The 23,146-nt window shown below is 27.0% G+C and carries 23 protein-coding genes and 1 riboswitch; of the genes, 7 read left to right on the top strand and 16 right to left on the bottom strand.

The annotated features are described in order from the left end of the window. Nucleotides 1-70 precede the first annotated feature (70 nt). The 3 genes from G324_RS0105195 to G324_RS0105185 all read right to left on the bottom strand — a co-directional run bounded on the left by G324_RS0105195 (nt 71) and on the right by G324_RS0105185 (nt 2,220). The gene (locus tag G324_RS0105195) at nt 71-1,078 is read right to left on the bottom strand and encodes a nucleotidyl transferase AbiEii/AbiGii toxin family protein (protein WP_025725331.1); all 1,008 of its coding nucleotides are present in this window, start codon (nt 1,076-1,078) and stop codon (nt 71-73) included. Next, complete coding sequence (locus G324_RS0105190; RefSeq protein ID WP_162146930.1) at nt 1,071-1,697, bottom strand: DUF6088 family protein; 627 nt, start codon at nt 1,695-1,697, stop codon at nt 1,071-1,073. Before G324_RS0105190 ends, G324_RS0105195 begins: the two co-directional genes overlap by 8 nt. A 202-nt stretch (nt 1,698-1,899) precedes the next feature. Next, nucleotides 1,900-2,220: a hypothetical protein gene (locus G324_RS0105185; RefSeq protein ID WP_025725329.1), complete on the bottom strand. Its 321-nt coding sequence runs from the start codon at nt 2,218-2,220 to the stop codon at nt 1,900-1,902. Nucleotides 2,221-2,292: 72 nt separating this feature from the next. Continuing rightward, nucleotides 2,293-2,384: riboswitch (SAM riboswitch) on the bottom strand. Nucleotides 2,385-2,555: 171 nt separating this feature from the next. Here G324_RS0105185 and G324_RS0105180 point away from each other — a divergent pair. From G324_RS0105180 to G324_RS0105155, 6 genes are all read left to right on the top strand, one after another. Then, nucleotides 2,556-3,365, top strand: coding sequence for a YwaF family protein (locus tag G324_RS0105180; RefSeq protein ID WP_025725328.1), 810 nt, complete (start codon nt 2,556-2,558; stop codon nt 3,363-3,365). A gap of 143 nt (nt 3,366-3,508) precedes the next feature. Beyond that, nucleotides 3,509-4,297: an amino acid ABC transporter substrate-binding protein gene (locus G324_RS0105175; RefSeq protein WP_025725327.1), complete on the top strand. Its 789-nt coding sequence runs from the start codon at nt 3,509-3,511 to the stop codon at nt 4,295-4,297. Continuing rightward, on the top strand, nt 4,297-4,950 hold the full coding sequence (locus G324_RS0105170) for an amino acid ABC transporter permease (protein ID WP_025725326.1): 654 nt from the start codon (nt 4,297-4,299) through the stop codon (nt 4,948-4,950). The genes G324_RS0105175 and G324_RS0105170 overlap by 1 nt, the downstream gene beginning before the upstream one ends. Further along, nucleotides 4,951-5,661 (top strand): amino acid ABC transporter ATP-binding protein, encoded by a 711-nt coding sequence (locus tag G324_RS07350; protein WP_051457537.1) that lies wholly within the window; start codon nt 4,951-4,953, stop codon nt 5,659-5,661. A 15-nt stretch (nt 5,662-5,676) separates the two neighbouring features. Then, a complete protein-coding gene (locus G324_RS07345; RefSeq protein WP_035357513.1) occupies nt 5,677-5,952 on the top strand; it encodes a YerC/YecD family TrpR-related protein in 276 nt (91 codons plus the stop codon). 38 nt (nt 5,953-5,990) lie between these two features. Further along, a complete protein-coding gene (locus G324_RS0105155; protein WP_025725325.1) occupies nt 5,991-6,830 on the top strand; it encodes a polyprenyl synthetase family protein in 840 nt (279 codons plus the stop codon). 96 nt (nt 6,831-6,926) lie between these two features. Here G324_RS0105155 and G324_RS0105150 read toward each other — a convergent pair whose 3' ends face one another. From G324_RS0105150 to G324_RS0105140, 3 genes are all read right to left on the bottom strand, one after another. Then, on the bottom strand, nt 6,927-7,850 hold the full coding sequence (locus tag G324_RS0105150; protein ID WP_025725324.1) for a transcriptional regulator: 924 nt from the start codon (nt 7,848-7,850) through the stop codon (nt 6,927-6,929). Further along, complete coding sequence (locus G324_RS0105145; protein WP_025725323.1) at nt 7,834-8,805, bottom strand: hypothetical protein; 972 nt, start codon at nt 8,803-8,805, stop codon at nt 7,834-7,836. Before G324_RS0105145 ends, G324_RS0105150 begins: the two co-directional genes overlap by 17 nt. A 545-nt stretch (nt 8,806-9,350) precedes the next feature. Then, nucleotides 9,351-10,007, bottom strand: a complete 657-nt coding sequence (locus G324_RS0105140) for a GDSL-type esterase/lipase family protein (RefSeq protein ID WP_025725322.1) — start codon at nt 10,005-10,007, stop codon at nt 9,351-9,353. A 121-nt stretch (nt 10,008-10,128) separates the two neighbouring features. On the opposite strand from G324_RS0105140, the gene G324_RS0105135 reads away from it, so the two are divergent. After that, on the top strand, nt 10,129-11,829 hold the full coding sequence (locus G324_RS0105135) for a hypothetical protein (protein ID WP_025725321.1): 1,701 nt from the start codon (nt 10,129-10,131) through the stop codon (nt 11,827-11,829). Between the two features lie 154 nt (nt 11,830-11,983). Here G324_RS0105135 and G324_RS07340 read toward each other — a convergent pair whose 3' ends face one another. The 10 genes from G324_RS07340 to G324_RS0105090 form a co-directional block, all read right to left on the bottom strand. Further along, nucleotides 11,984-12,709: an alpha/beta hydrolase gene (locus tag G324_RS07340; protein ID WP_025725320.1), complete on the bottom strand. Its 726-nt coding sequence runs from the start codon at nt 12,707-12,709 to the stop codon at nt 11,984-11,986. A 153-nt stretch (nt 12,710-12,862) separates the two neighbouring features. After that, on the bottom strand, nt 12,863-14,245 hold the full coding sequence (gene glmU, locus G324_RS0105125; protein ID WP_025725319.1) for a bifunctional UDP-N-acetylglucosamine diphosphorylase/glucosamine-1-phosphate N-acetyltransferase GlmU: 1,383 nt from the start codon (nt 14,243-14,245) through the stop codon (nt 12,863-12,865). Next, nucleotides 14,242-15,555 (bottom strand): phosphohexomutase domain-containing protein, encoded by a 1,314-nt coding sequence (locus G324_RS0105120; protein ID WP_162146929.1) that lies wholly within the window; start codon nt 15,553-15,555, stop codon nt 14,242-14,244. Before G324_RS0105120 ends, glmU begins: the two co-directional genes overlap by 4 nt. 36 nt (nt 15,556-15,591) lie before the next feature. After that, a complete protein-coding gene (gene tagD, locus G324_RS0105115) occupies nt 15,592-15,981 on the bottom strand; it encodes a glycerol-3-phosphate cytidylyltransferase (RefSeq protein ID WP_025725317.1) in 390 nt (129 codons plus the stop codon). A 22-nt stretch (nt 15,982-16,003) separates the two neighbouring features. Continuing rightward, a complete protein-coding gene (locus G324_RS0105110) occupies nt 16,004-16,885 on the bottom strand; it encodes a LicD family protein (RefSeq protein WP_025725316.1) in 882 nt (293 codons plus the stop codon). Between the two features lie 20 nt (nt 16,886-16,905). Then, a complete protein-coding gene (locus tag G324_RS0105105) occupies nt 16,906-18,174 on the bottom strand; it encodes a glycosyltransferase family 4 protein (protein ID WP_025725315.1) in 1,269 nt (422 codons plus the stop codon). Between the two features lie 197 nt (nt 18,175-18,371). Next, the gene (locus tag G324_RS08050) at nt 18,372-19,892 is read right to left on the bottom strand and encodes a lipopolysaccharide biosynthesis protein (protein WP_162146928.1); all 1,521 of its coding nucleotides are present in this window, start codon (nt 19,890-19,892) and stop codon (nt 18,372-18,374) included. A 12-nt stretch (nt 19,893-19,904) separates the two neighbouring features. Further along, nucleotides 19,905-20,816, bottom strand: coding sequence for a WlaTC/HtrL family glycosyltransferase (locus tag G324_RS08045; RefSeq protein ID WP_162146927.1), 912 nt, complete (start codon nt 20,814-20,816; stop codon nt 19,905-19,907). 1 nt (nt 20,817) lies between these two features. Beyond that, nucleotides 20,818-21,930, bottom strand: a complete 1,113-nt coding sequence (locus tag G324_RS0105095) for a hypothetical protein (RefSeq protein WP_025725313.1) — start codon at nt 21,928-21,930, stop codon at nt 20,818-20,820. After that, nucleotides 21,911-23,119, bottom strand: a complete 1,209-nt coding sequence (locus tag G324_RS0105090) for a hypothetical protein (protein ID WP_025725312.1) — start codon at nt 23,117-23,119, stop codon at nt 21,911-21,913. The genes G324_RS0105095 and G324_RS0105090 overlap by 20 nt, the downstream gene beginning before the upstream one ends. Nucleotides 23,120-23,146: the final 27 nt, after the last annotated feature.

The raw sequence follows: 23,146 nt of genomic DNA, 5'->3' as shown, positions 1-23,146 counted from the left end.
AAATTTAAGTTCTTCATCTATCATCATATATTTATCCCTTATCCTTTGTTTTTTTCGTATTATTCGTTTTTTAGTATCTAATTAGTATTTGTTTATTAAAAATAGCTTGAACATCACTAATTTTTTTAATAATATCATTAAACTCTGGAATATCTCCAAAAAACATTTGTTTCATTTCTTCATAGTCTTTTTCAAACACCTTGATTGCATCATTACTCGGAACTAGTCTCAAATTCCCTTCTAGTATTTCTTCATATTTTGATCTTGGTGACCTATAGAATTTCATCTTAAACTCTACAACATCTTTTAGTAATTCAATATTTGCTAGCGCTTCATTTAATAACAGTGTATTTACCATCTTATATACATCGTAATAATGTCTTGCATATCTGATTGGATGATTTGATATTCTATTTGCTTCACCATGTAATATCGTTATTTTCTCAAATAAAGTGCGTACTGCACTAATGACGTTCACCTTAAATCCATAACCATTAATTGATTCTTTTAGGTAGTCTTCAATGTAGGGAGTTACTACTTTTTCTTCTATTGGTAGTCTAGCTGCTAGAGCACCTATCTCCAACCTAATTCTTGGAACAATATACTTATCATCATAAATTGCTGGATATGTGAATAGGACTGTCAATCCATCATTTTCATCAATTTCAATTTTAAACGCATCAAACCCTTGTTTTTCAAGTTCATCTTTTAACGTTGGAACGAATATAGATTCTAAAAATTCACTTGTCTTACGATTGATTTCTTCGTTTAACTTTTCCTGTGCTGTATTTGATCTATCTTGCCAAGGTCCACCTTCTGTATAACCAAGAAAAGTCCAATTCAGTATGATATCAATGTCCTCTGAGAATCTTTGAATAAGACCATAGCATTTAGATAAACTCGTACCACCTTTAAAATATATATCATTTTTAAATTTAGAACTTACAAATAGATGTTTAAGCATAAAACATACCCAAAAATCTTTTTCAATAATAGCTTCACTTAATCCACTAACTCGTGCAGTTTCTCTAAACAGTAATTCTCTTTCTTTTATATCCATCAAAGCAATATCAATCATTTTTCTGTCCTTTCTTTAGAATGTTTTTTATGACTAAGTACATCCACTCAGGGATTGTTTTATTTTGATCTAATAGTTCTTCTGTCAGTTTATTATTTTCTATGTACTTACTTATTATTTGCACTTCATTATCTTTTATTGTATCTTTACCATATGCATCTAATGCAATGATAAGATTAATCAAAACATCTGAGTTTATCTTTATTTTTTTATTAGCTGATTTTTTAAAACTAATTTCATTACTTAAGTATATATATTTTCTATATGGTCCATCACTTAAGAATTCATACGTATTTGATATTTGAGTAGATAATCCTACAATATTCAATGCTGTATGTTTAGACGGATATATATTCCAGTTGAATTTTCTTGCAAGTGTCTGTGCAACATTAATCGTTGATGGATATATATATTTTTTTAATACATGACTATATTCCAATTTGACATACATACCATCCATAATTTTTGTCACCTTTTTTTCATTTGAAAGTCTTCTTAAAATTTGCCTAATTGCTGTTGCCTCTGCAATTTCAAAAAAATCACTATAAATAAATAGTGTGCCTGCCGGTTTACTTTCAATTTGATTTAATACTTGCCCTTGATAGTCTGGTCTTTGCATATAATCACCTCGTCACGTTTATTATATAGTTTTCGTGACGAAATAGCAATTGATATATTAAAAAATTTACACTATATACAGTAATTACTTCAAAAGAAATATAATCATATGGAATCCTAGCAAACGATATAAATTAATTAATTTTATCATTCATATATCTAACCATGCAGGAAATGACCCCTTTTCCTGCATGGTTAGTTATTTATGAAACGATATTTGATTTTGTTCTTAAAAATTTATCGGCAATTAATTCCATATTTGTTTTATCAATTTCTTCTAAATCAACTACACCACTAAATATAGGTGTTTCTAGTGTTTTCATTACCAACACTCTTGTTTTGTGTATTTCTTTAAAATCTGATACAACAATATATGTTTTATTATCTATTTTTATTGGTTCAAAGTCATATAACCCGACTTCATCTAAAACTCTGTTAATCGGTGCATGTTTACTTGTCTTTTTTGATGTAATCACTAGTTTATCATCTTCTAATCTAAGTAGCCATTTTTCTATTAATTCCATTTTTTTCCTCCTTATCCAAAAAAGAAAAATGCCATTGTTTGATGGCATTTAGACATATTAATCAAATATTCTATGCCATCATTCAAGCTTTAGCACCTTGGTATATATTATACTAGGTTGCTGAAGGGTCATAGAGCTTGTCTCTTGCCTTCTCTTTATGGTAATTTCATTTTAAGCTTTTACGAATAGATAGTCAAGTATTATCCTTTTTAATCTATCACATGTAAGTTACTATCATTTTTATGTATATTAAGTTAAATTTATACCTTTTTAAAACATAATAGTATATAATTTATGATTGTTATTATCTAATGACTCAAAGGGGCACTTACTTTATGAACTTTTTATTAGAGCTACTTAATTCTAGTATGCAAACACCTAAAGCATATGCAAGTTTTTTAGAAAGCTGGTTTCATTATTTATCTTTACTTATACTTGTCATATCAACATATTTTTTCGCTAAAAAATTTAAAACAAGTACAGTACCACAAACTAAAAAAATATTATTAATGAGTGGTCTTCTTATGATTTTTTTAGAAATCTATAAACAAGTAATTTTTACATATCAAGCAGGACATTATCAGTGGTATGCATTTCCATTTCAGTTTTGTTCAACACCAATGTATTTATTTACAATTTATGGCATAAGTAAAAATAAAAAAATAGATACTTATCTTCTATCTTTTTTAGCAACTTATAGTACATTTGCAGGGATTGCTGTTATGCTTTATCCGGCCGATGTATTTATCCCAACAATTGGTATCAATATTCAAACGATGATCCATCATGGATTAATGGCAAGTATTGGCATATCACTTTTAATTACTAAAATTGAGTTTAAATTTAAAGGTTTTTTAAAAGGTTCACTTGTATTTTTAATTTTATTAGTTGTAGCATTATCAATGAATTTATTATTTAACCTTTCAACAATTGATCAAACATTTAATATGTTCTTTATTAATGAAAGATTTGGTAATCATATACCTATACTTTCATTAATTGAACCTCACGTTAACAGTATCACTTTCCTTATGATATATTTTATAGGTTTTAGTTTTGTTGCAGCACTAATCTGGGTTATTGGTTTACTAATTAAAAAATCTCTTTATAAAGAAAAAATAAATATATCGGAAATATTTGCATAAAGCATTCATTTAAAGTTCACTTAATATATAAAGTGAACTTTTTTTCTATGTATGAAAACATTTTCATATACTTGATACTTTACTACACTAGAGTATTAAAGTATAATGATTATAAATTTATTAAAAAAAGGAAGTATTTAACAATGAAAAAAATAATTATAATTGCATCAGTCATACTTACAAGCATAATCTTAAGTGCTTGTGGCAATACCCTAACAGATTTAGAATATATTGAAACCCAAGATGAGTTTATCTTGGGTTTTACTGATTTTCCACCGATGGGCTATAATTTAGATGGTAATCCTAGTGGATTTGACATAGAGGTTGCAAAATTGGTCTTTGAACGTATGGATATAAAATTAAAGTTTAAATATATCGACTGGGATGCAAAGGTCGTAGAACTTGATTCTAGACGTATTGATGCCATATGGAATGGTTTAACTATTACCGATGAAAGAAAATTAGAAATGCAATTTTCTAAACCATATTTTGATAATAACTTAATTATTTTATCTAAACTCAATTCTGGAATTAATTCTATTAGTGATCTAGAGAATAAAAATATTGGATTAGAAAATAGTTCTTCTGCTGATATTGCAACATCTAAAAATGAAGCAATTACATCAACTGTTAAAGAAATTAAAAAATATACAACTTCAAATGATGCAGTCCTATCATTAAATGCAGGTCAAGTAGATGCTGTCATTGTTGATGAGATTTATGCAAGATATGTTGTCATGAAAGATACAAATAACACCTACCAAATTAGTGATGAAAAAATTGGTAATGAAACTTATGGTATAGGTTTTAGAAAAGGCGATGTTAAACTTCAAGAAAAAATTGATTCTATTTTAGATGAACTATATGAAGAAGGATTGATTCAACCAATATCTATTAAATACTTTGGTGTGGATCTATTTATTAGAGGCTAATGAATTATATAGATATTTTAAAATATATACTAGAAGGGTCTAAAACAACCCTTCTAGTCTTTAGTTTTACTCTACTTTCTATACCATTAGGATTACTTTTTGCAGTCATTAGAAGATCTAGTATAAAGATAGTTAAACGTACAATCAATTTTTATACATGGATTATTCGAGGAACTCCACTTCTACTACAACTTTTTTTTGTTATATACGGTTTACCTATTATGTTTGGAAGCCTCTTTTTATTTGATGAGTTATATGGTGCAATATTCACATTTATAATTAATTACACAGCCTACTTTATAGAAATATTTAGAGGTGGCATGGATTCAATATCTAAAAATCAATATGATGCATCTATTTCATTATCACTCAGTCCTTATCAAAGATATAGACATATTATCATACCTCAAACACTTCATAAGACACTACCAAGTGTTGTCAATGAACTGATTACTTTAATTAAAGATACAGCACTTTTAAGTGCTGTAGCAATTTCTGATATTCTAAGAAATACCAGAGAGCTAGTTAATAGAGATTTTAGAGTGGATGCTTACTTTGTTGCTGCAGCTATTTATTTATTATTGACTTATATCATTGTTTTAATTTTTAAAAAGTTAGAAAAGAAATATGCTAAATATTATGGGGTTAAATAAATGTTACTTACTACTAAAAACTTAAATAAAAAATATAATCAAATGCATGCTGTAAATGATGTATCCTTTAATCTAGATAAGGGTGAGGTATTAAGTATAATTGGACCTTCTGGTTCTGGTAAAAGTACTTTACTTAAATTAATTAATGGTTTAGAGTCTCTTGATTCTGGTGAGGTTTTTATAGATGATGTATCTTTATTTAAACAAAACAAAAAAGTTAAACAAAATCTATTAAGTAAAATTGGTTTTATATTTCAAGATTTTGCTTTATTTGATAATTTAAATGTGAAACAAAATCTTGAACTTGCACCTAAACTTGTTCATAAAAAAAATAAATATTTTTTAGAACGACAAACAAATTATTTATTAAAGTTAGTTAATTTGGAAGATAAAATAGAAAGTTACCCGATTACATTATCAGGTGGACAACGTCAAAGGGTTGCTATTGCACGTGCGCTTGCAACAAATCCTAAAATATTGTTATTTGATGAACCAACATCTGCACTCGATTTAATTTCAGTAAATGATTTAGTAGACATCATCTTAAAACTTAAAAAAAGTAAAATAGGCATTTTAATTGTAACCCATGACTTAAGATTTGCTAGACTCGTATCGGATAGATTGCTTTTTATGAGAAATTCAAGTATCATTCTAGATAAAGATATCAAAGATATTAAGGAAATTGAAGAAATATTTGATAGAAACGAATAGTTGAGGTTAATTAAAATGTCTAAATTAAAAAGTAAACAAAATGATATGTTATTTGAATCAATTTTAAAACTAGAAACACTTGAAGATGCTTATGCATTTTTCGAAGATCTTTGTACAATTAAAGAACTTGAGGCAATGGCTCAAAGATTAAGTGCTGCAAAACTTCTATTAGAAGGTAAAACCTATGAACAAATTACCGAATTAACTAAAATTAGTTCAACTACATTAAGTAGGGTATCTACTTGTGTACATTATGGTAGTGGTGGATATAAAAAAGTTTTAGATAAATAGGAGTAAAACAATAATAATTGAAAGGTTTAAAATAATTTATGACATCACTTATTAATAAAACATTAAATGACTATATAAACACCTTACCTGAAGGAAAACTAAAAGAGGCTATCTTCTATGCTTTATTAGGTGATGGTAAAAGAGTTCGTCCACTACTTGCTATTTCACTACTTCAATCAAAAAACATCGATCCAACACCTTATTTAGATGTATTATGTGCGGTTGAACTTATTCATACCTATTCACTCATACATGATGATTTACCGGCTATGGATGATGATACCTTAAGACGTGGTAAACCAACAGTTCATATCAAATTTGATGAGGCAACAGCAATTTTAGCAGGTGATGCATTATTAACTGATAGTTTTTATCTTGTAGCGAACTCAAAAGTTTTATCAGGAGATCTAAAATCAAAAATTATAGAAATACTTTCTAAAAAATCCGGAAGCACAGGTATGGTTCTAGGACAAATCTATGATATCGAATCTGAAAATAAACAAATTGATATTAATCACTTAAATAAGATGTATGAACTTAAAACATCTAACCTCATTCAAGCATCTTTAATGATTGCCTCAGCTATTGCAGCTCCAAGCAAAATTGATAAATTTGAACAGTTAGGTTACTATATTGGTCTAATTTATCAAATCCAAGATGATATATTAGAACACACTTTAACTATAGAAGAATTTGGTAAATCTAAATCCGATGATATTAGAAATAAACCTACTTATGTTTCATTAATTGGTCTTGATAAATCAAAAGAATTATTGATGAGTTATTCAAATTTATTAAGTGAATTATTTAGTGAACTCAAACTTAATAACACCTTATTTGATGAACAAATAAAATCTTTACTCAATAGAAAAAAATAATATTAGAAGTATAGTTAATAAAACGAAGTCACTATTATTTATAATCTTTAAAAAAGCTCACACTTCATTTGATAAAGTGTGAGCTTTTATTTATATTTATTTAATTTCTATTTTTGTAGTCATTTTTTCAAGATAACTATCTAAAAATTCATCTATTTTTATGTTAAATGTCGTTTCGATAACACTTTTATATTTACTATGTAAATGTGGACTCATAACTACAAAAGCATTATTAATACTTTTAAATAAGTAATCATCCCTCATTTTATAATCATTTTTAAGTTGATAATAATAAGCTGTATAGCTTTCTAGATTAAATTCTAAATTTTTCATATTAAATGATGGATAATATAATTTATAAATATTAAGTAACTTTTCATAATCTGGTAATTCAAGTAATTTATTCTCAGATACATAAAGTAGCATAATATCTAAACTTAAAATATAATAAAGAATTGAAAGTGTAGATTTATATTCAGAAAGTATTTGAGTATAGGTTTTAATATCAATGATTAAATCATCTTTAAAATGTACTTGATAAAGCAGTTTTAAATATATAATAATCATATTATTTTGATTATACGTATCAAGTATTTTTAATATCTTCTTATATTCGGCTTGTAGATTTTCTAAGCTTAATTCATCTATCATAAATAAATAAATAAGCATCATTGCACTTACTACACACATTTCAATTTCACTATCAGATTTAAATGATTTCATCTCTTCATAAATCGGTTTTATATCTGTGAAATGTCCAACATGTACACGGATAAGGAAACGAGCGATGCCATTATCTTTTTTATTATGGTGAATTAAAAATTGTAGAAATTGTGGAACGTTGATATCAAGTTTAGAAAGTAATTTACTTAATGTGGTAAAGTTTACCTTACTATCATCTTTCATAAGTCTAAGGTAGGTTCTTTCAGAAATAATACCGTCTGTAATCTCAGAAATTGTCATATTTTTAGCAATTCTTAATTCATCTAATACTTTATAAAAACTACCATATTTTATCATCAGACAACAACCTTTCATACATTCTTCCACTTGTAAAGGATGAATCTTTTAAATACTTTTTATAAATATTTAAGTCATCTTCTTTGACCATTATAAATGGTTCAACATCTTCTTTTTGATAGATTGTAATATATGAACTTATATAGTAATAAACAATATACTCATTTAATAAATTGTTTTTATTTTGAAAATCATTTAATACTTTAAAAATGTTATAGTCCATAATTGATAATCTCGATCTTGTATGAAACTCAAATGTATATTTAATAATAGACTCTAATGTTTTTATTTCTTCTTTTTTAATATCACTAAGTAAAGTTAATGATAAAATTGCAGTTATTTGCAAGATACTTCTAGATATTTCATTAAATAGTAGATAGTATTTATATGAACTATCAAAAATAGCATCATATAAATATTTTGAAATTTGTCTTCTTTCTATATCGGTTCCTAAATGTACATAAGCATATAAGGCACCAATTGTACTATCTGTTAAAATTTTATCTTTTATTAACTCTTTCAAATCCATTTTCATTCTTAATTTATGACTTGATTCTTGTAGACTTTGAAAGTTTAGTTTATATTGCATAAGTTCATAAATTGCATGTACGGCTTTATTACCTAAGGTAGTTTTTAAGTTATTTAAATTAAAATTAGGAAGGTGTTGTTTATAGGCAGTCTCGTAATTACCATGGATGCATGACATATAAAAAGAGGTCTCATTATGGTTTGCTGTTTCTATAATATTTGCAGTAAATATAGCAAACTCTTGTAAAGGAATACCAACCTTTGATAAAAGTTTAGATACTTCTAATAATGTAATATCTGCTTCATTATTAGAAATTCTAGTATATTTTTTACGGGACATAACGCCAGATACAAATTCTTGAATTGTCAATTTATTTTTAGTTCTAATTTTATCTAGCGCCTTTATTATATCAATACTTGAATACATAAGACATTTACCTCAATCTCATTAAAGTATGAATTTATTAGGTTTAAATAGCTCATCTAGTATAATTTATCTTATCATATAAAAACTATTATATTTTAAAATATATAGGTTATACTTAAGTAAAAAGTTTATATATTTACTTTATATAAATAAAAAAACCTAGTATCTCCCTTAAATGCTTCCCCCAATATTCATAGCTATGATACAAAGATAGCTATAAATTAAGCAATTAAGGAAGATATTAGCTTCCATTGAATGTTTTCACTCAAATATGAAAATCTTTTGTGTGCTACTTATCCCCATAAATAACAAAATGTTAAATTTTTCTAAAGAATCTTAAAAAATACTAGACTCTTTAAGTTTATGATAGCACTAACATTTACTAATATATGTGACAAATTTGTCCCAAATACCGTCATATAGGTTGATAAGTTGCACTTTTTTCAAAAAAATCACTATAAAAGAAAAAAGTGCACATCTCTAACTAATAATTAATATTTCATTATAATTATTGTCTTGTACACTTTTTTTAAAATGACTTTTATTTATTTTAAGTATTTTTGTATTATTTTTGAGTATATCTGATATCCTTGATGATTTAAATGAATACCATCCATAGTAAATTCTGATGATAAAAACTTATCTTCATCTAATAATTCATCAAACATATGTAGATAGTTTATATTATTTAATGTTGCATAAGTACTTACTTTATAATTAAGTGCTTTTAACTGACCATTGGTTCTACCACCAATGTATATTTTTTTATATAATTTATGATCTATACTTACAACTGGTGTAGTTGATAAGTAATTGATTAAAGCATTAGGATATTTTTTATTTATTATTTCAATTAATTCCGTGATGTTTTGGTATGCCTCATCAACGCTTGCATTTAATAATACAAGATCATTTGATCCGATTGATATATAAATATATTTAGGTTCTATTGGTCCAAATATCGTATCTAAATTATCTTTAATAAGTTTTGTGGTTGCACCAGCAATACCTCTATTAATTGCATTTAATTCATGTAAATACTTATTTAAATCAAAGTATTCAATCATAGAATCGCCAATAAAGATAGAATCAAAATTTGGTAACAAATTTTGATTATCAAGTTTATATTTATTTAATACTTTATTAGATGTTTCTACAATCATTTGTCTTAAGCCAGTTAGTTCTTGCAAAGTTAATTTCATATACTCAAATCCTTTATTTATACTTTAACCATTATAACATTTCAGTCCTATATTACTAATATTATGCCCAAATATGTTATAATTTAGAAATAAGATAGATACCTATTTAAGGAGGTACTTCATGAAAAATTATTTTTTTGATGACAATTCATTTATTTTACAATTTAACCGAATTCCTTGTAATTCTGAAGCAGACATATTATCTTCAAAACCTTTTCAATTAATATTAAGACGTTATTTAAACTCTGTTAAAAGATTAGAAAATCCTGATTATAAATGGATTTTACGAATTAAACAACCGGATTTAATCCGTATTTATAAAGCACTACTTGTATGGCCATATGAGGAAGTTGTCAATTTACTTGATGCTTTAAGCCATAAACTAAACAGATACCACTTCTTCTTATTTACAGAAGATTTTTATAACTACTGGAGAAGATTAGAGCGTTACGGTTTTTTAAGTCGTACAAGACATGATGATGATAAATCAATGAATAAAAGACTGATTAATACAACCGAAGGTTTTTCTAACTTAGTACTTAATTTATATAGAACAATTACTGAAAAGATTATGGATAGAAATTATCATTTGATTAGACAATTACCTGCAGGTACTCAAGCAAACATTTCATTAGTAAGTAATCCGTGGACATTTAATAGTCCTTATACAAAACTTACTGATAATAGATTTGCAACCGGTATAGTAATTACACCACCTTTAATGATTTATTCTAAATCTAATACAAGAACGGGTTTATTTAAACCTGTTAATGAAAACCCACTTAAAAATATTTCAATTAATAAAAATGATTTTGTTGTTGTTGCAATTAAAGTTGGACCTTACCTTACTTATGCTTATATTCATAATAAGTTTATGAAATATGCAGTCACATTAGGATCCCTTTTTGAAATGGCATCCTTTGAAGAATATAAAGATAAAAAGCCTGATCTAATCTATGTTTATGGTATTAGTGAAGAAATATATGATGGCACATACTATCATGATAAAGAAAATGATATATATGCCGGGTTTGTGAGTTTAAATGATAAGAATGATTACTTTGGTTATGTTAAAAAAATGCTTTTAACATTACACAACGTAAAAATGATACATGAAAAGAAACTACCAATTCATGGAGCTATGTTTAAACTTCAACTTAAAGGTGGTAAATCAAAAAATGTTGTTATAATTGGCGATAGTGGTGCTGGTAAGTCTGAAACCATAGAATCATTAAGAGTTGTTGGCGAAGGAAAAGTCACATCTATTGAAATTATTTATGATGATATGGGCACCTTTGAAATCATTGATAATAAAGTCATTTCATATGGTACAGAAATTGGAGCTTTTGTAAGATTAGATGATTTAGATCAAGGCTATGCCTATAAACAAATCGATAGAGCTGTATTTTTAAACCCAAATAAAACAAATGCTAGAGTTGTACTACCTGCTGCTGATTATGGATTTATCATGAAAGATCATAAAGTAGATTTATTATTATATGCCAATAACTATGATGAGGAAAAATCAGGACTAGAAATTTTTGATACTATTGATAATGCTGCCTTAGTATTTGAAGAAGGTAAAAGAAAAGCTAAAGGTACTACAAGTGAAGTAGGTATGACTAAAACATTTTTTGCAAACCCATTTGGACCTGTTCAACATGAAAATGAAACTAAACCATTAATTGATTACTACTTTAGAAAACTAAAAGAAAATAATATTCCAGTTGGGGTAATATATACAAAATTAGCAATTGATGGTTATGAACAAAAAGGACCACAAGAGGCTGCAAGAAAACTACTAGATTATCTACTAAAATAGATATATATTATAAAACATCTGAATTTAATCTGTACCCTAATTTATAAAAGGTGTGTTTTAAGTTAAATTTAATATATGATTAGATGGTTGTTCTACTTTAGAGCGACCATCTTTTTTTATTTTATAGAATTTTTATAACTAAAGTTATTAATTTCTATAAATGATTTTCTAAATAATCTTTGATAATTTGTAGCGTTTGATTTTGTTGTGCATTAATTGTAATAAGTGCTATCCCATCACCAGATTGTTTTCCATAATAACCAAACCCAGCGTGGTTACCACCATCTATGTCAACTCTTTCATAATTTTCATAATTGCTTAAACTATTATTAAATGCATCCTGATTAATTACAAGATCATTTTCTGCTGTAATTAATAAAACAGATGCATTATTAATTGGTTTTGTTGTATAACTTGCAAGTAATATAAGATGATCTACTTTATGATGACTAGATGCTATAAAGCCACCTACCGTACCACCAAGTGAGTGACCGATTATAATATTAGGTAATGTATTTGATAAGAATCTTGATGCATAATTAGGAGTTAGTATTGCAAGATGAAACAATGCTTTAGATACCGTTACATTATAGCCTTCTATAGCAAGGCTATAAGCTAAATATAAATAACTTTCAGATGTGACTAATCCACCTGGAATGATTATAATTTGGGCTTTAGGATTATTAACAACTAAATTATGACTATCATATGCTTCAGTAATATATATAGATTCTTTATTTAGTCTATCTATTTCATCATACATTTCACTTAATGGTTTAGATGCATTCCATGCAAAAAGACTTAAAGTTATGAATATAATAAAAATAATTGCTGATAAAATATAAAATGAAATTTTAAATATTTTCTTAAATGTTTTCATAATCTTGTCTCTTTCTATTTTTAACATTGACAGTAAATAAAGCTAAATTTATAAATACTTTATGTTTCAATATAAACTTCAAATTTTATAAAGAAACATCGTTCAATAATGTACATAAAGCTAATTGAACGATGTTTGTTTTAATTTATAAAATTATTCAGTTTTCTTTTCTTTTGGTTTAATTAAATATTTTGAATAATCTTCTTTAGTTACTTGACGAGATCTTGCAATAGCAAATCCATTTTCAGGAATATCTTTAGTTACTGTAGATCCTGCAGCAATAAAGACATTATTTCCAATTTTAAGTGGTGCTACCATATTTGTATTACATCCAATAAATACATTATCACCAATAATTGTAGGATGTTTATTTATACCATCATAGTTTACAGTAATAGATCCACAACCAAAGTTAACACCACTACCAATTGTAGCATCACCAATATATGCAAGATGACTGGCTTTAGTATCATGACCTGTACTAGATTTTTTAACTTCAACAAAGTTACCAATACGGTTATGACTTCCAATATCTGCATGATCTCTTAGGTGGGCAAATGGTCCAACAGTTGTTTCTTCACGAACGATACTATCGTATATTAAACTATGTTTTATGACGACATTTTCAAATATTTGAGAGTTATGTACTTCAGTATTTGGTCCAATGATTGCCCCTGTTCTAATGTAGGTTTTACCTGTGATAGTAGTATTTGGGTTAATTGTAACCCCTGGTTCAATGATGACGTTATGTCCAATTGTAATTGTTTCAGGGTTAATCATGGATACCCCATTGATCATATGTTCTTTATTAATATATTCTCTTAAATATTTTTCAGCTTTAGATATTCCATATAAATCATTGACACCCATTGCTATAGAGTTATTTTTAATTAAGTAAGAACCTACTTTGTATTTCTTATTCATAAGTTCTACCATATCAGTAATATAGTATTCACCTTTAGCGTTCTTATTACCTAATTTTTTAAGTAGTGAAAAGAACTTTTTATTGTTTACAATATAAATTCCAGTATTTACTTCTTTAATCTCTTTTTGTTCATCTGTTGCATCACGTTCTTCTATAATACGCTCAATCATACCATGTTCATTACGTATGATTCTGCCGTATCCTTCTGGATCATCATAATGAGCTGTAACTACAGTTAGGTCATTATTACTTTCTTCATGTAGAGTAAACATTCGATTAATTGATTTATACCATATTAAAGGAACATCTCCTGGCATAATAAATGTATTACCGTCTAGTTTTTCTAGAACAGCAGATGCTTGCATGGCAGCATGTCCTGTACCTAGTTGTTCTTCCTGGTAGACATATTTAGCTCTGTTTTTAAGAATATCTTCTACAACTTCGCGTTTGTAGCCTAAAACAAGGTATATGTCATCAACAACTGATTTTTCAATGTTTTCTACAATATACTCAATCATTGGTTTTCTTAAAATAGGAAACGCAACTTTCGGTATATCTGTTTTCATTCTTGTGCCCTTACCAGCAGCAAGAACAAGTGCATATTTTTTCATTCTACTAATCTCCCTAAGATTTCTATTTCATTTACTAAAAGGCTCATATATTTATCTAACTCTGATAAATCTTGGCAACTTATTGTAACACGTATTAGGGGTTCCGTGCCACTAGGACGAACTAAAAGAAGTGATCCTTCTGGTAATTTATTTCTTACCATAGAAACTAAATCAATGATTCTTTGATCCTTTAAGACTTCTTTATTGACATTTTTAATATTAACCATCTTTTGAGGATACATCACTACTTCTTTTGTATAATCTTTTAGTGATGTTTTATGCTCTTCTAAGATTTTTAGTATATAAACACCAGCAAATAAACCATCCCCAGAAGGTAGTAAGTCATTTATGATGATATGACCTGAATTTTCTCCACCAATACTTAAATCGTGATTCATAATTTCTTCAGATACATATTTATCTCCTACTGGAGTTTGAAGTACTTTGATACCTAGTGTTTTAAATGCATTTAACATTCCAGGATTACTCATTTGAGTTAAGACTACTGTATCTTTTTTTAGTTTTCCTTTAGATTTTAAATACTTAGCTATGATGTAGACTATATAGTCTCCATCATAGGTTATGCCATCTTTATCTATGACTAGTATACGATCTCCATCACCATCAAAAGATAGTCCAATATCTGACCCGTTATTTTTAACAGCATTTATAATAGCATCTAAATGAGTTGAGCCAACATTTAGGTTTATATTTAAGCCATCTGGTGTATTGCCTATTTGATAAGTATGTGATGCAAAAGACTCTATAACCTTTTTAGATATAAGATAGTTAGCACCATTTGCAGAGTCGTAGGTAATTTTCATTGATGTTTTAGGAATATTTAAATCTTCATAGACACTTATATAAATATCTTCTACATCGTGAGTAATTTCAATTGCACCCAGTTTAGATGAAGATAAAACCTCATTATCATCAATATAGGTTTCTAAATTAAGTTCTTCTTCATCAAGCATCTTATATCCTGATTTGATGACCTTAATCCCATTATCAGTATAAGGGTTATGAGATGCAGTGATCATAACTCCTATGATATCTTTGACTTTAGAGTAATAAGCAATCATAGGTGTTGAAACAACACCTGCTATTTTTACATTTACTCCAGCTAGTGCTGCACCATATGCAACACCATAAGCAAGCATGTTTGAAGATAGTCTAGTGTCTTGACCAATTATGATTTCATTAGGATTAAACTTCTTAGCAATGGCTTGACCTAATTTAAATGCTACTTTTGAATTTAATTTTTCAAATGCGATACCGCGTATTCCGTCTGTTCCAAAGTATTTTTTCATTCTTCCTCCAAATATCTAAGTATTGATAAGGCATAACTATGGTTTTTTTATATTCTCTTTAGTTTCAGTAGTAGATATATCTGGAGTTCGTGCTAAATAAATAACTTCACAATATTCTTTTAAAAAATCAAATTTTCCAGTCCAATCATCACCAATTACAAAAATATCTATACTGTGCTTTTTTACATCATTTACCTTTTGCTCCCAAGTTGTTTCGGCTATTATCTCATTGACATATTTAATAGATTCAAGTATGGTTTTTCTTTCATTAAAAGTGTATATACTCTTCTTTCCTTTTTTTATATTAAACTCATCCGTTGAGATTCCTACAACTAAATAATCTCCTAATTCACTTGCACGTCTTAATAAGTTGATGTGACCAACATGAAGCAAATCAAATGTTCCATAGGTTAATACTTTTTTCAATTTTATGACCTTTTTCCTTTATCTAAATTTTAGTTGAATCTTCTAGAATGTAATCACTACTTTTAAGATTTTTATTTCGAATTACATAATTACCAAAATCGATTTTTACTATCCCATGTCTATTTTGTCTTTTATCAATAGGTGGTAACTTTAGATAGTCACCATACAAATTTTTAAGATATAATTCAGGAGAATTAGGTGTATAAAAAGAAATGTTTTCAAAATTAATAGTACTCAGGTTGTTATCTAACAGTTTAGCAGCAATATGCTCTCTATATTTATATGATCCTTCAAGATTAATTTTGTTTATAGTCTTTTTATTATTATATCTTGTTTCCTCACGAACCAACTTTCTCACTAAAAATTTCTTGGTAATAAATAATAGTGGTACACTAACTATATTCATTATAATTTGTTTATACTTTTTGTTCTTATCAGAAGACAAATAACGACATTTAATTAGTAATAAGTGCCTGTATAACCTCACTTTGATGCTATGCCACTTTTGTTGTTTTATATTATCTGGCATATTATCAAATGGGAATATATCAATAAATATTCCTTTGTGTGTATTATTTTTTCTTGTAATTTCTTCCAGAAAAATAGTGTTATTTATTTTAATTTTTGCAAATCCAAAACCATAATGCCTATCAGTTTGATTAGTCTGTAAGAAATATTCTTTATTTAATTCTTCTTTAGCAATATTAATAAATCTATCATAATCATTCCTAAGCATCCCTATGTCTAAATCATCATCCCACGGTATAAAACCTCCGTGACGAACAGCACCAAGTAATGTGCCTCCAATTAGAAAATATTTAATTTCATATTTTTCACATATTCTTTTTACTTCTAATGCTAAATCAAGTTGACATAATTGAATTCGTCTAAGTTCAAAATCCATCTTAACCTCCCTGCCCCCTTTTATATTTTTTTAGATAAGATATCGTTGATTGCATTATCTATGTCTTTTCCATACTTTTCCCAGGTCATTTCAATTGCTGATTTCCGAGCATTAATTTTCATTTGAGGTAATTTATCTAAGTTTTTATTAAACCATCGTATTTTTTTTTCTATTTCCTTAGAACTTCGACTTTCAATTTTAAAACCATTAAATTCATCAATAATAATGTCACTAATGCCAGCATTACTTGATACAATTACAGGAACACCGCATGACAGAGCTTCTAAGGCGGCAAATCCAAATCCATCTGCTAAGGATGGGAAAATAAATACGTCAGTATCTTGTAAATACTCTATAACTTTATCTTTAAGAATGTGTCCTGTAAAATTGCATATATCTTGAAAATTCTTGTAGTAATAGTCATTTTTATTATAGCCACCAATTATATTAAACTGAATCGATTCCTCTTTTAACATAGTAATCGCTTCAAAAAGGTAGCTGCAACCCTTCTTAGCAGTAATTGCCCCCATAAACGTACACCTTAGTCGATCAGTATTTTGTAATTTCCCAGGTGTAAATTTGTTAACATCAATACCATATGTACATTGATATATTTTAGATTCCTTAACACCACTAAACATTAGTGATTCATTTGTAAATTTAGAGGCGACTAAAAAGTAGTGTGCCAAATCTATCTCTTTTTTAGATTTTTCAATGTTTGTCTTGTAATCTCTCCTATTGAAATCTCTTAATAAATCAGCAGAAGATAAAGGATTACTATTTAATTCTTCCCTAAAAATAGAATCCATAAAAACTAAATTTGGCGCTGACATATCAAGGATTCTTATAATATTAGGTGCTTTTTTTTCTAATATAGTAAATAATTTTTCTGAGTTAATGTCAAACGAAATAACAATATCATACTTATTCCTGATTATATACCTTGCCAATTTCTTATTAAAATTATCTACAACTCTACCATAGTATTTATGATATATTTTTTTCTTTTTATCGACCCTTCTAAGTAAAAGCAATAATAACGAGTTAATTTCACTAAATTGGATTACATCGTCATCATCCAATATTGAACTCCTTCTATTATATGCTCTTATTTTATTTTCACCTTTGATGTAGTTCATAAAAAATTTTGTCCAGGATCTTTTCTTATTATAAACGGTAGTGGCATATTTCACATCATATCCCTTGATTTTTAGGGCTTCTGCTGTTTTATATGAATGCTGCTGGGCAGGATGCGCAACTAAAATCTTTACTTTTTTTATATTATTCATAATAATCCCTCTCGTATAATATGTAGTGTAGATTTGAGTTTAAGACTCATCTACATATTATGTTTTATAAGTCGGCTTTTGGTACATTAAAGTGGACACATTAAGTAAGAATTTCTTACTTTGAGTAATACACTTCAATTGGTGTTTTATAACCAATTGATCTTTCTATGTGTTATATAATTAATTCTTAAATTAGTTCATTTTATTTTTAGTATTTTCTCTTTAATAATTTTATAATAAAATAAAAAATTATCGTTTTTTCTAAATATGATGAGTAAGCTACATGCATAGATAAACAAGATTGTTATGAATGAAATAATAAAATACCAAATTTGACTAAAATCTTGATAAAGCATGGTTACAAATAGAAGTATAGATGCATTAATTACGAGAAAGATAACGTACTTAAAATAAACTTTGAAATAATTAATTATACTAACATTGAAATATTTATATAACACCAAAGGTTCAATCCAAAAACATGTTGTTAATAGTGATATCAGTGTGCCTAGAAAAATTCCATCTATCCCTATATAATAGACTAGCAATAAAGAAGCTAATAAATTGATAATTGATTCTATAATAGGTTTATAACGATCTTGCCAAAAAAGACCAAGGGCATCTCTAAATGACAAAGTGGTTTTCCTCATACCATTCACAAAATATATGATAATAATAATAGAAACTGTAAATCTATTCATAAGAAATTCAGGACCTATCCATAATAATATAAACTCATTAAAAAGTAAAAATAAACCTAATGCACTAATTGAATAATATATAAAATTAATAAAAAGTAGCCTATAAAATACTTTTAACAATTTTTCCTTATTTTCTTCGGCTCCTAAATTGCCTATACTTGAGATAACAGAAGTAAAAAATAAGGATCCAAAAACATTAAATGCTGAAATAACAAGTAAGTAGTTAGAATAAACTCCAACTAGAGTGATGCCTATGAATTGTGTGATTAATAAATTGTCAGTAGCACCAACTACAATCCCCCCCAATTTATGACCAAACATAGCTAATGAATTTTTGTAAATCAATTTAGTTTCTTCATTGCTAAGTTTATCAACATCACTATCAAGCAGATAGGGGTATAGTTTATTTGCTTTCTTTGATACAACGTAATTTTCTAATAACGTAAATAAAATTTGCATAACTAAAAATAGTGTAAAATCTTTAAATGTTACAAGTATAAAAATTTGAACTAGATTAAGAATAATGTAAAAAGAATATTTATATAGAGTTGTTATATACTTTTTTTGATCTGCCATGATCAGAGACTTTTTTGCTGCTAATAAGTATGAAAAACTAGTATTTAGTACAAATAGCATAAAGTAGAAAGAAAGGTTGTCAAATGATTGGTCAACATTTACAATCAGATTTATGAAAGGGAGTAAGACTATTCCTAGTAACAATATAAATATCGCAATAATTCTATAGGTAATTTTATATAATTTTATTAAACTCTTGATCTTTTCATGATCATTTTCCTTTAAAGGTAAATATAAACCATATATAATAGAAGCACCTATCCCCAATTCAGCTAAAGACATAATAGACATTATGTTTGATAATATTCCACTGACACCTAAATATTCATTACCTAAATACTGGATAAAGACAGTTCTAGTAATAAAACTTACCAATAGACTGATTATTTGTCCAATTAATGCGTATTTTGTGTTTTTTATTGAATAATCTAATCTACTCATTGTAATTCAACCTCACAAATCAGTTTTCTGCATTTCAAGAAATTGCTTAAAACTATAAGTAATATTCCTTAATGTTTTTTTAATATATCGACCTATTCTAGATATTAATTTCTTCTTTTTCATTGATGGCTTACAAGTTAAATGTGAGCCTCCAAATTCCTTTAAAGGGAGAAACCAATTTGATTTTACTACTTTAAATAGGTTGGGATTAGATCTATAACTCATCAACAATATAGACTGATCATCATCAACTAAGCCAGTATTATTTAAACATATCATATTATATCTAACCATTTCCCATAATTTTGCCCATAATTTTGCTGGTGCTATAATGATTGGTCCCATAATATATGTATCCATAGATCTGATAATATCGAAAATAGGTCGAGAATCTAAATCTTTAATATTAAAGAGGTAGATTTTATCCTCAAAATCATGACTCCATTCAAATGAAAACTCCTCATCATTAGTAAACAGAGCTCCCCCATGATTGAAACCAAAATCTAACCATGCTACTGTTCCATTAATAGAAAATTTATCGACTGCATTTACAACAGTCCATTCCTTTAACAACATAACATAATTATAATCAGCATTCCAAGATTCTGGATTTTTAGCCCTAAGCCTAAATTTGATTTGTGTATCGTTATTTGTAGCTAACTTAATCGAATTATATAATATAGAATCAATTGACCAAATATCTTCAATAACTACTACTTTTGTCCTATCAAGAAGGCCATAACTTTCCCTTATATTCATAACCCTTCCTGCAATCTCACTTGAGTCTACATACACAATTAAGTCATTTTTAATCCTCGCCCACATAGAAAAATATTGAACATACTTTTCAGATGAGCGTTCAAATCCCTGCCAATTATCTCTCTTTATATTAAAAAATCCTGTTACAATAGTTATTTTTGACATTCTATCTTTCCTCTCTATAATTGATTATTTGGTTTATGTTTTCACTAAACTCATTGATAATATTTGATTTTGAAACTATATCTATTACCCTCTTGGATATTATTTTTACTAAAAAATAAACCCCACATGATAATATAAAGATTGTTAAAACTGAAAATATAAAGTGTAAATAAATTATCGGTTCTTGATAATAAGAGACGGGTTTTACTATTTCAATCCATAAAATATCCCTAAATAAAAAATGTTCTTGAATTAGATATACTCCCAATACAATAGTGGAGAGATTACTTAACTTAATAATTGCTTTGGAGTCAATATATATATTTTTAAAATACATAAATAATGAAAACGAAGCTAAGAATATAAAGATTTTATTGTTCCCGTAAAATATAGATGTACCAATAGATATACCAAAATAATAACTTGTCAATAAGTGGATTATAACTTTTGTTAAATATGTTAATACTGAAAATAATATAAAACCTAATAAATATTTAGAATTTTTATTAAAAAATTCTATATCATATTTTTCTATATATTTAACACAAACTAAAATAATTGCGAACCAAACTACAGAGTCTCCAGATAATACTCTAAGAGGATCGACGAAATTTCCAATACTTGGTATAATTATTGAAAAAAACAAGGCAATAATTATTAATAATTTATGTTGGTATCTACTTAATCTCTCGATACCCATGATTATTGAAGGAGCTATAACTGTAAAAAATATATAATTTGTCATAAATCCATATGACCTTGATAAAAATGGGAATACACTTTTTACAACTACATTTATATCTAATTTAACTACGCCTATTACAATTAAAATTAGTGAGATTGATATAGATATCATAATCATTTCTATTATAAGTCTTAGGGTTTTATAGAAATTGAATTTATTTTCTTTGAAAAAATAACATGTAACAATTATGAATAAATTCACAGATACATATGACATTGCTTCAATAAACCAAAATATATGATACTTATAATCAGAAAATTCTAAAATAGTTAGAAGCCCACTATGAGACAAATAATGTAATATGGTTACAAAAAACATTGCTAAAACCTTTAGTAGATCTAGCCCGATTTTACGTTCTGTTTTCTTCATTTAAATCCTCACTTTGGGAAATATTTATAACTATAAAAATAGACATTCCTATAATGCTAAATACTATTTTGTTAAAAATAGCATAAAACACTATGAATAGAAATAAAACTTTGCTCTTATTATCTAAGATTTTTTTATAATAGTTTTTAACAATTGTAAAGCATAATGTGAAACCGATAATCCCATACACTGTCAGTGTGTCAATCACTTCAGAATGTAATCCAAGCCCAGCATTGACTTGTTCTTCCCAAGTTGTGAAATAATGCAATCCTGTGCCTAATATAACATTTTTAATGGTACTAGTGTAATTTATAAGACTATTTTGTATTAAATACAGCCGGAAGTAAAAAGTAGAATCTTTTTCGACTTTAAATCCTGATTGAATAAATTCAATAAGATCTTCAAATCTTAATAATAATCTTTCCGGTGGTATAAAGGAGTTAAATATAGTCGCAAATATTATCACCGTTAGGAATGTGATCAAAAAAACCATGATATTTTTCTTTTTTATCAAAAATATACTTGTGATTAAAGCAACATAGAGTAAACTAAATATCATCTGAGTGGCTCGCTGTGAAACAAATAGAAGGTAATATATAGATACTAAATAGACTCCTAAATTGATTAATAGGGTTCCTCTTTGTTTAATTAACCTGTCGAAATAAACTAGACTAAATATCATAATATTCGTTGCAAAAGATAAACCACCTATGTTTGTAAGTTTTAAGTAGTTTCCATCAGGAGTATCGATTAGAAGGCTACCTATTGGATGCTGAAAAGATAAATATATATTACTAATTAAATTTATAAATATAACTATAGAGTAAATTGTAAATATTTTCTTTTTAGTAAAATTTGGTAGTAGCTTTATATATAACAGATACCAAAAAAGATACAGATAAAATACAATAACATCAATATAGTTTCCTATATTCGCTGTAGATAGCCCTATTGCTTTATACGATAATTGATATAAAATCCAAGCAGAAGTGAGAAAGATTAGATAGATAATTTTTAGAGGTATTTTTTGTTTAATGTTATTTAATATAATTATAACAGTAACAAAAAACGTCATAAAGACAAAAATTTCACTTGGTAACTGTCTGTATAGATAGGGAGTGTTAACAATAATCATAAATAATATGATAATTGAAATGATCAATTTGTCTTTTAATTTTATCCTTGTCATCTTAATCTATTCTTAACTAATTAATAT

The sequence above is a fragment of the Acholeplasma granularum ATCC 19168 genome (genome assembly GCF_000526235.1).
In the GTDB taxonomy this organism is placed as follows: Bacteria; Bacillota_I; Bacilli_A; order Acholeplasmatales; family Acholeplasmataceae; genus Acholeplasma; species Acholeplasma granularum.
The sequence above is the reverse complement of the archived record's forward strand: the minus strand, read 5'-3'. Positions and strand labels throughout refer to the sequence as shown.

Coding starts and splice junctions, on each gene's coding strand:
- G324_RS07340 (WP_025725320.1), bottom strand. CDS start 12,709: ATGAAAACATTTAAGAAAATATTTAAAATTTCATTTTATATTTTATCA.
- G324_RS08045 (WP_162146927.1), bottom strand. CDS start 20,816: ATGTCAAAAATAACTATTGTAACAGGATTTTTTAATATAAAGAGAGAT.
- G324_RS0105180 (WP_025725328.1), top strand. CDS start 2,556: ATGAACTTTTTATTAGAGCTACTTAATTCTAGTATGCAAACACCTAAA.
- G324_RS0105175 (WP_025725327.1), top strand. CDS start 3,509: ATGAAAAAAATAATTATAATTGCATCAGTCATACTTACAAGCATAATC.
- G324_RS0105090 (WP_025725312.1), bottom strand. CDS start 23,119: ATGACAAGGATAAAATTAAAAGACAAATTGATCATTTCAATTATCATA.
- G324_RS0105140 (WP_025725322.1), bottom strand. CDS start 10,007: ATGAAATTAACTTTGCAAGAACTAACTGGCTTAAGACAAATGATTGTA.
- G324_RS0105110 (WP_025725316.1), bottom strand. CDS start 16,885: ATGGATTTTGAACTTAGACGAATTCAATTATGTCAACTTGATTTAGCA.
- G324_RS0105185 (WP_025725329.1), bottom strand. CDS start 2,220: ATGGAATTAATAGAAAAATGGCTACTTAGATTAGAAGATGATAAACTA.
- G324_RS0105195 (WP_025725331.1), bottom strand. CDS start 1,078: ATGATTGATATTGCTTTGATGGATATAAAAGAAAGAGAATTACTGTTT.
- G324_RS0105145 (WP_025725323.1), bottom strand. CDS start 8,805: ATGTATTCAAGTATTGATATAATAAAGGCGCTAGATAAAATTAGAACT.
- G324_RS0105170 (WP_025725326.1), top strand. CDS start 4,297: ATGAATTATATAGATATTTTAAAATATATACTAGAAGGGTCTAAAACA.
- G324_RS0105095 (WP_025725313.1), bottom strand. CDS start 21,930: ATGAAGAAAACAGAACGTAAAATCGGGCTAGATCTACTAAAGGTTTTA.
- G324_RS0105135 (WP_025725321.1), top strand. CDS start 10,129: ATGAAAAATTATTTTTTTGATGACAATTCATTTATTTTACAATTTAAC.
- G324_RS0105120 (WP_162146929.1), bottom strand. CDS start 15,555: ATGAAAAAATACTTTGGAACAGACGGAATACGCGGTATCGCATTTGAA.
- G324_RS08050 (WP_162146928.1), bottom strand. CDS start 19,892: ATGAGTAGATTAGATTATTCAATAAAAAACACAAAATACGCATTAATT.
- G324_RS0105150 (WP_025725324.1), bottom strand. CDS start 7,850: ATGATAAAATATGGTAGTTTTTATAAAGTATTAGATGAATTAAGAATT.
- glmU (WP_025725319.1), bottom strand. CDS start 14,245: ATGAAAAAATATGCACTTGTTCTTGCTGCTGGTAAGGGCACAAGAATG.
- G324_RS0105190 (WP_162146930.1), bottom strand. CDS start 1,697: ATGCAAAGACCAGACTATCAAGGGCAAGTATTAAATCAAATTGAAAGT.
- G324_RS0105155 (WP_025725325.1), top strand. CDS start 5,991: ATGACATCACTTATTAATAAAACATTAAATGACTATATAAACACCTTA.
- G324_RS0105105 (WP_025725315.1), bottom strand. CDS start 18,174: ATGAATAATATAAAAAAAGTAAAGATTTTAGTTGCGCATCCTGCCCAG.
- G324_RS07345 (WP_035357513.1), top strand. CDS start 5,677: ATGTCTAAATTAAAAAGTAAACAAAATGATATGTTATTTGAATCAATT.
- G324_RS07350 (WP_051457537.1), top strand. CDS start 4,951: ATGTTACTTACTACTAAAAACTTAAATAAAAAATATAATCAAATGCAT.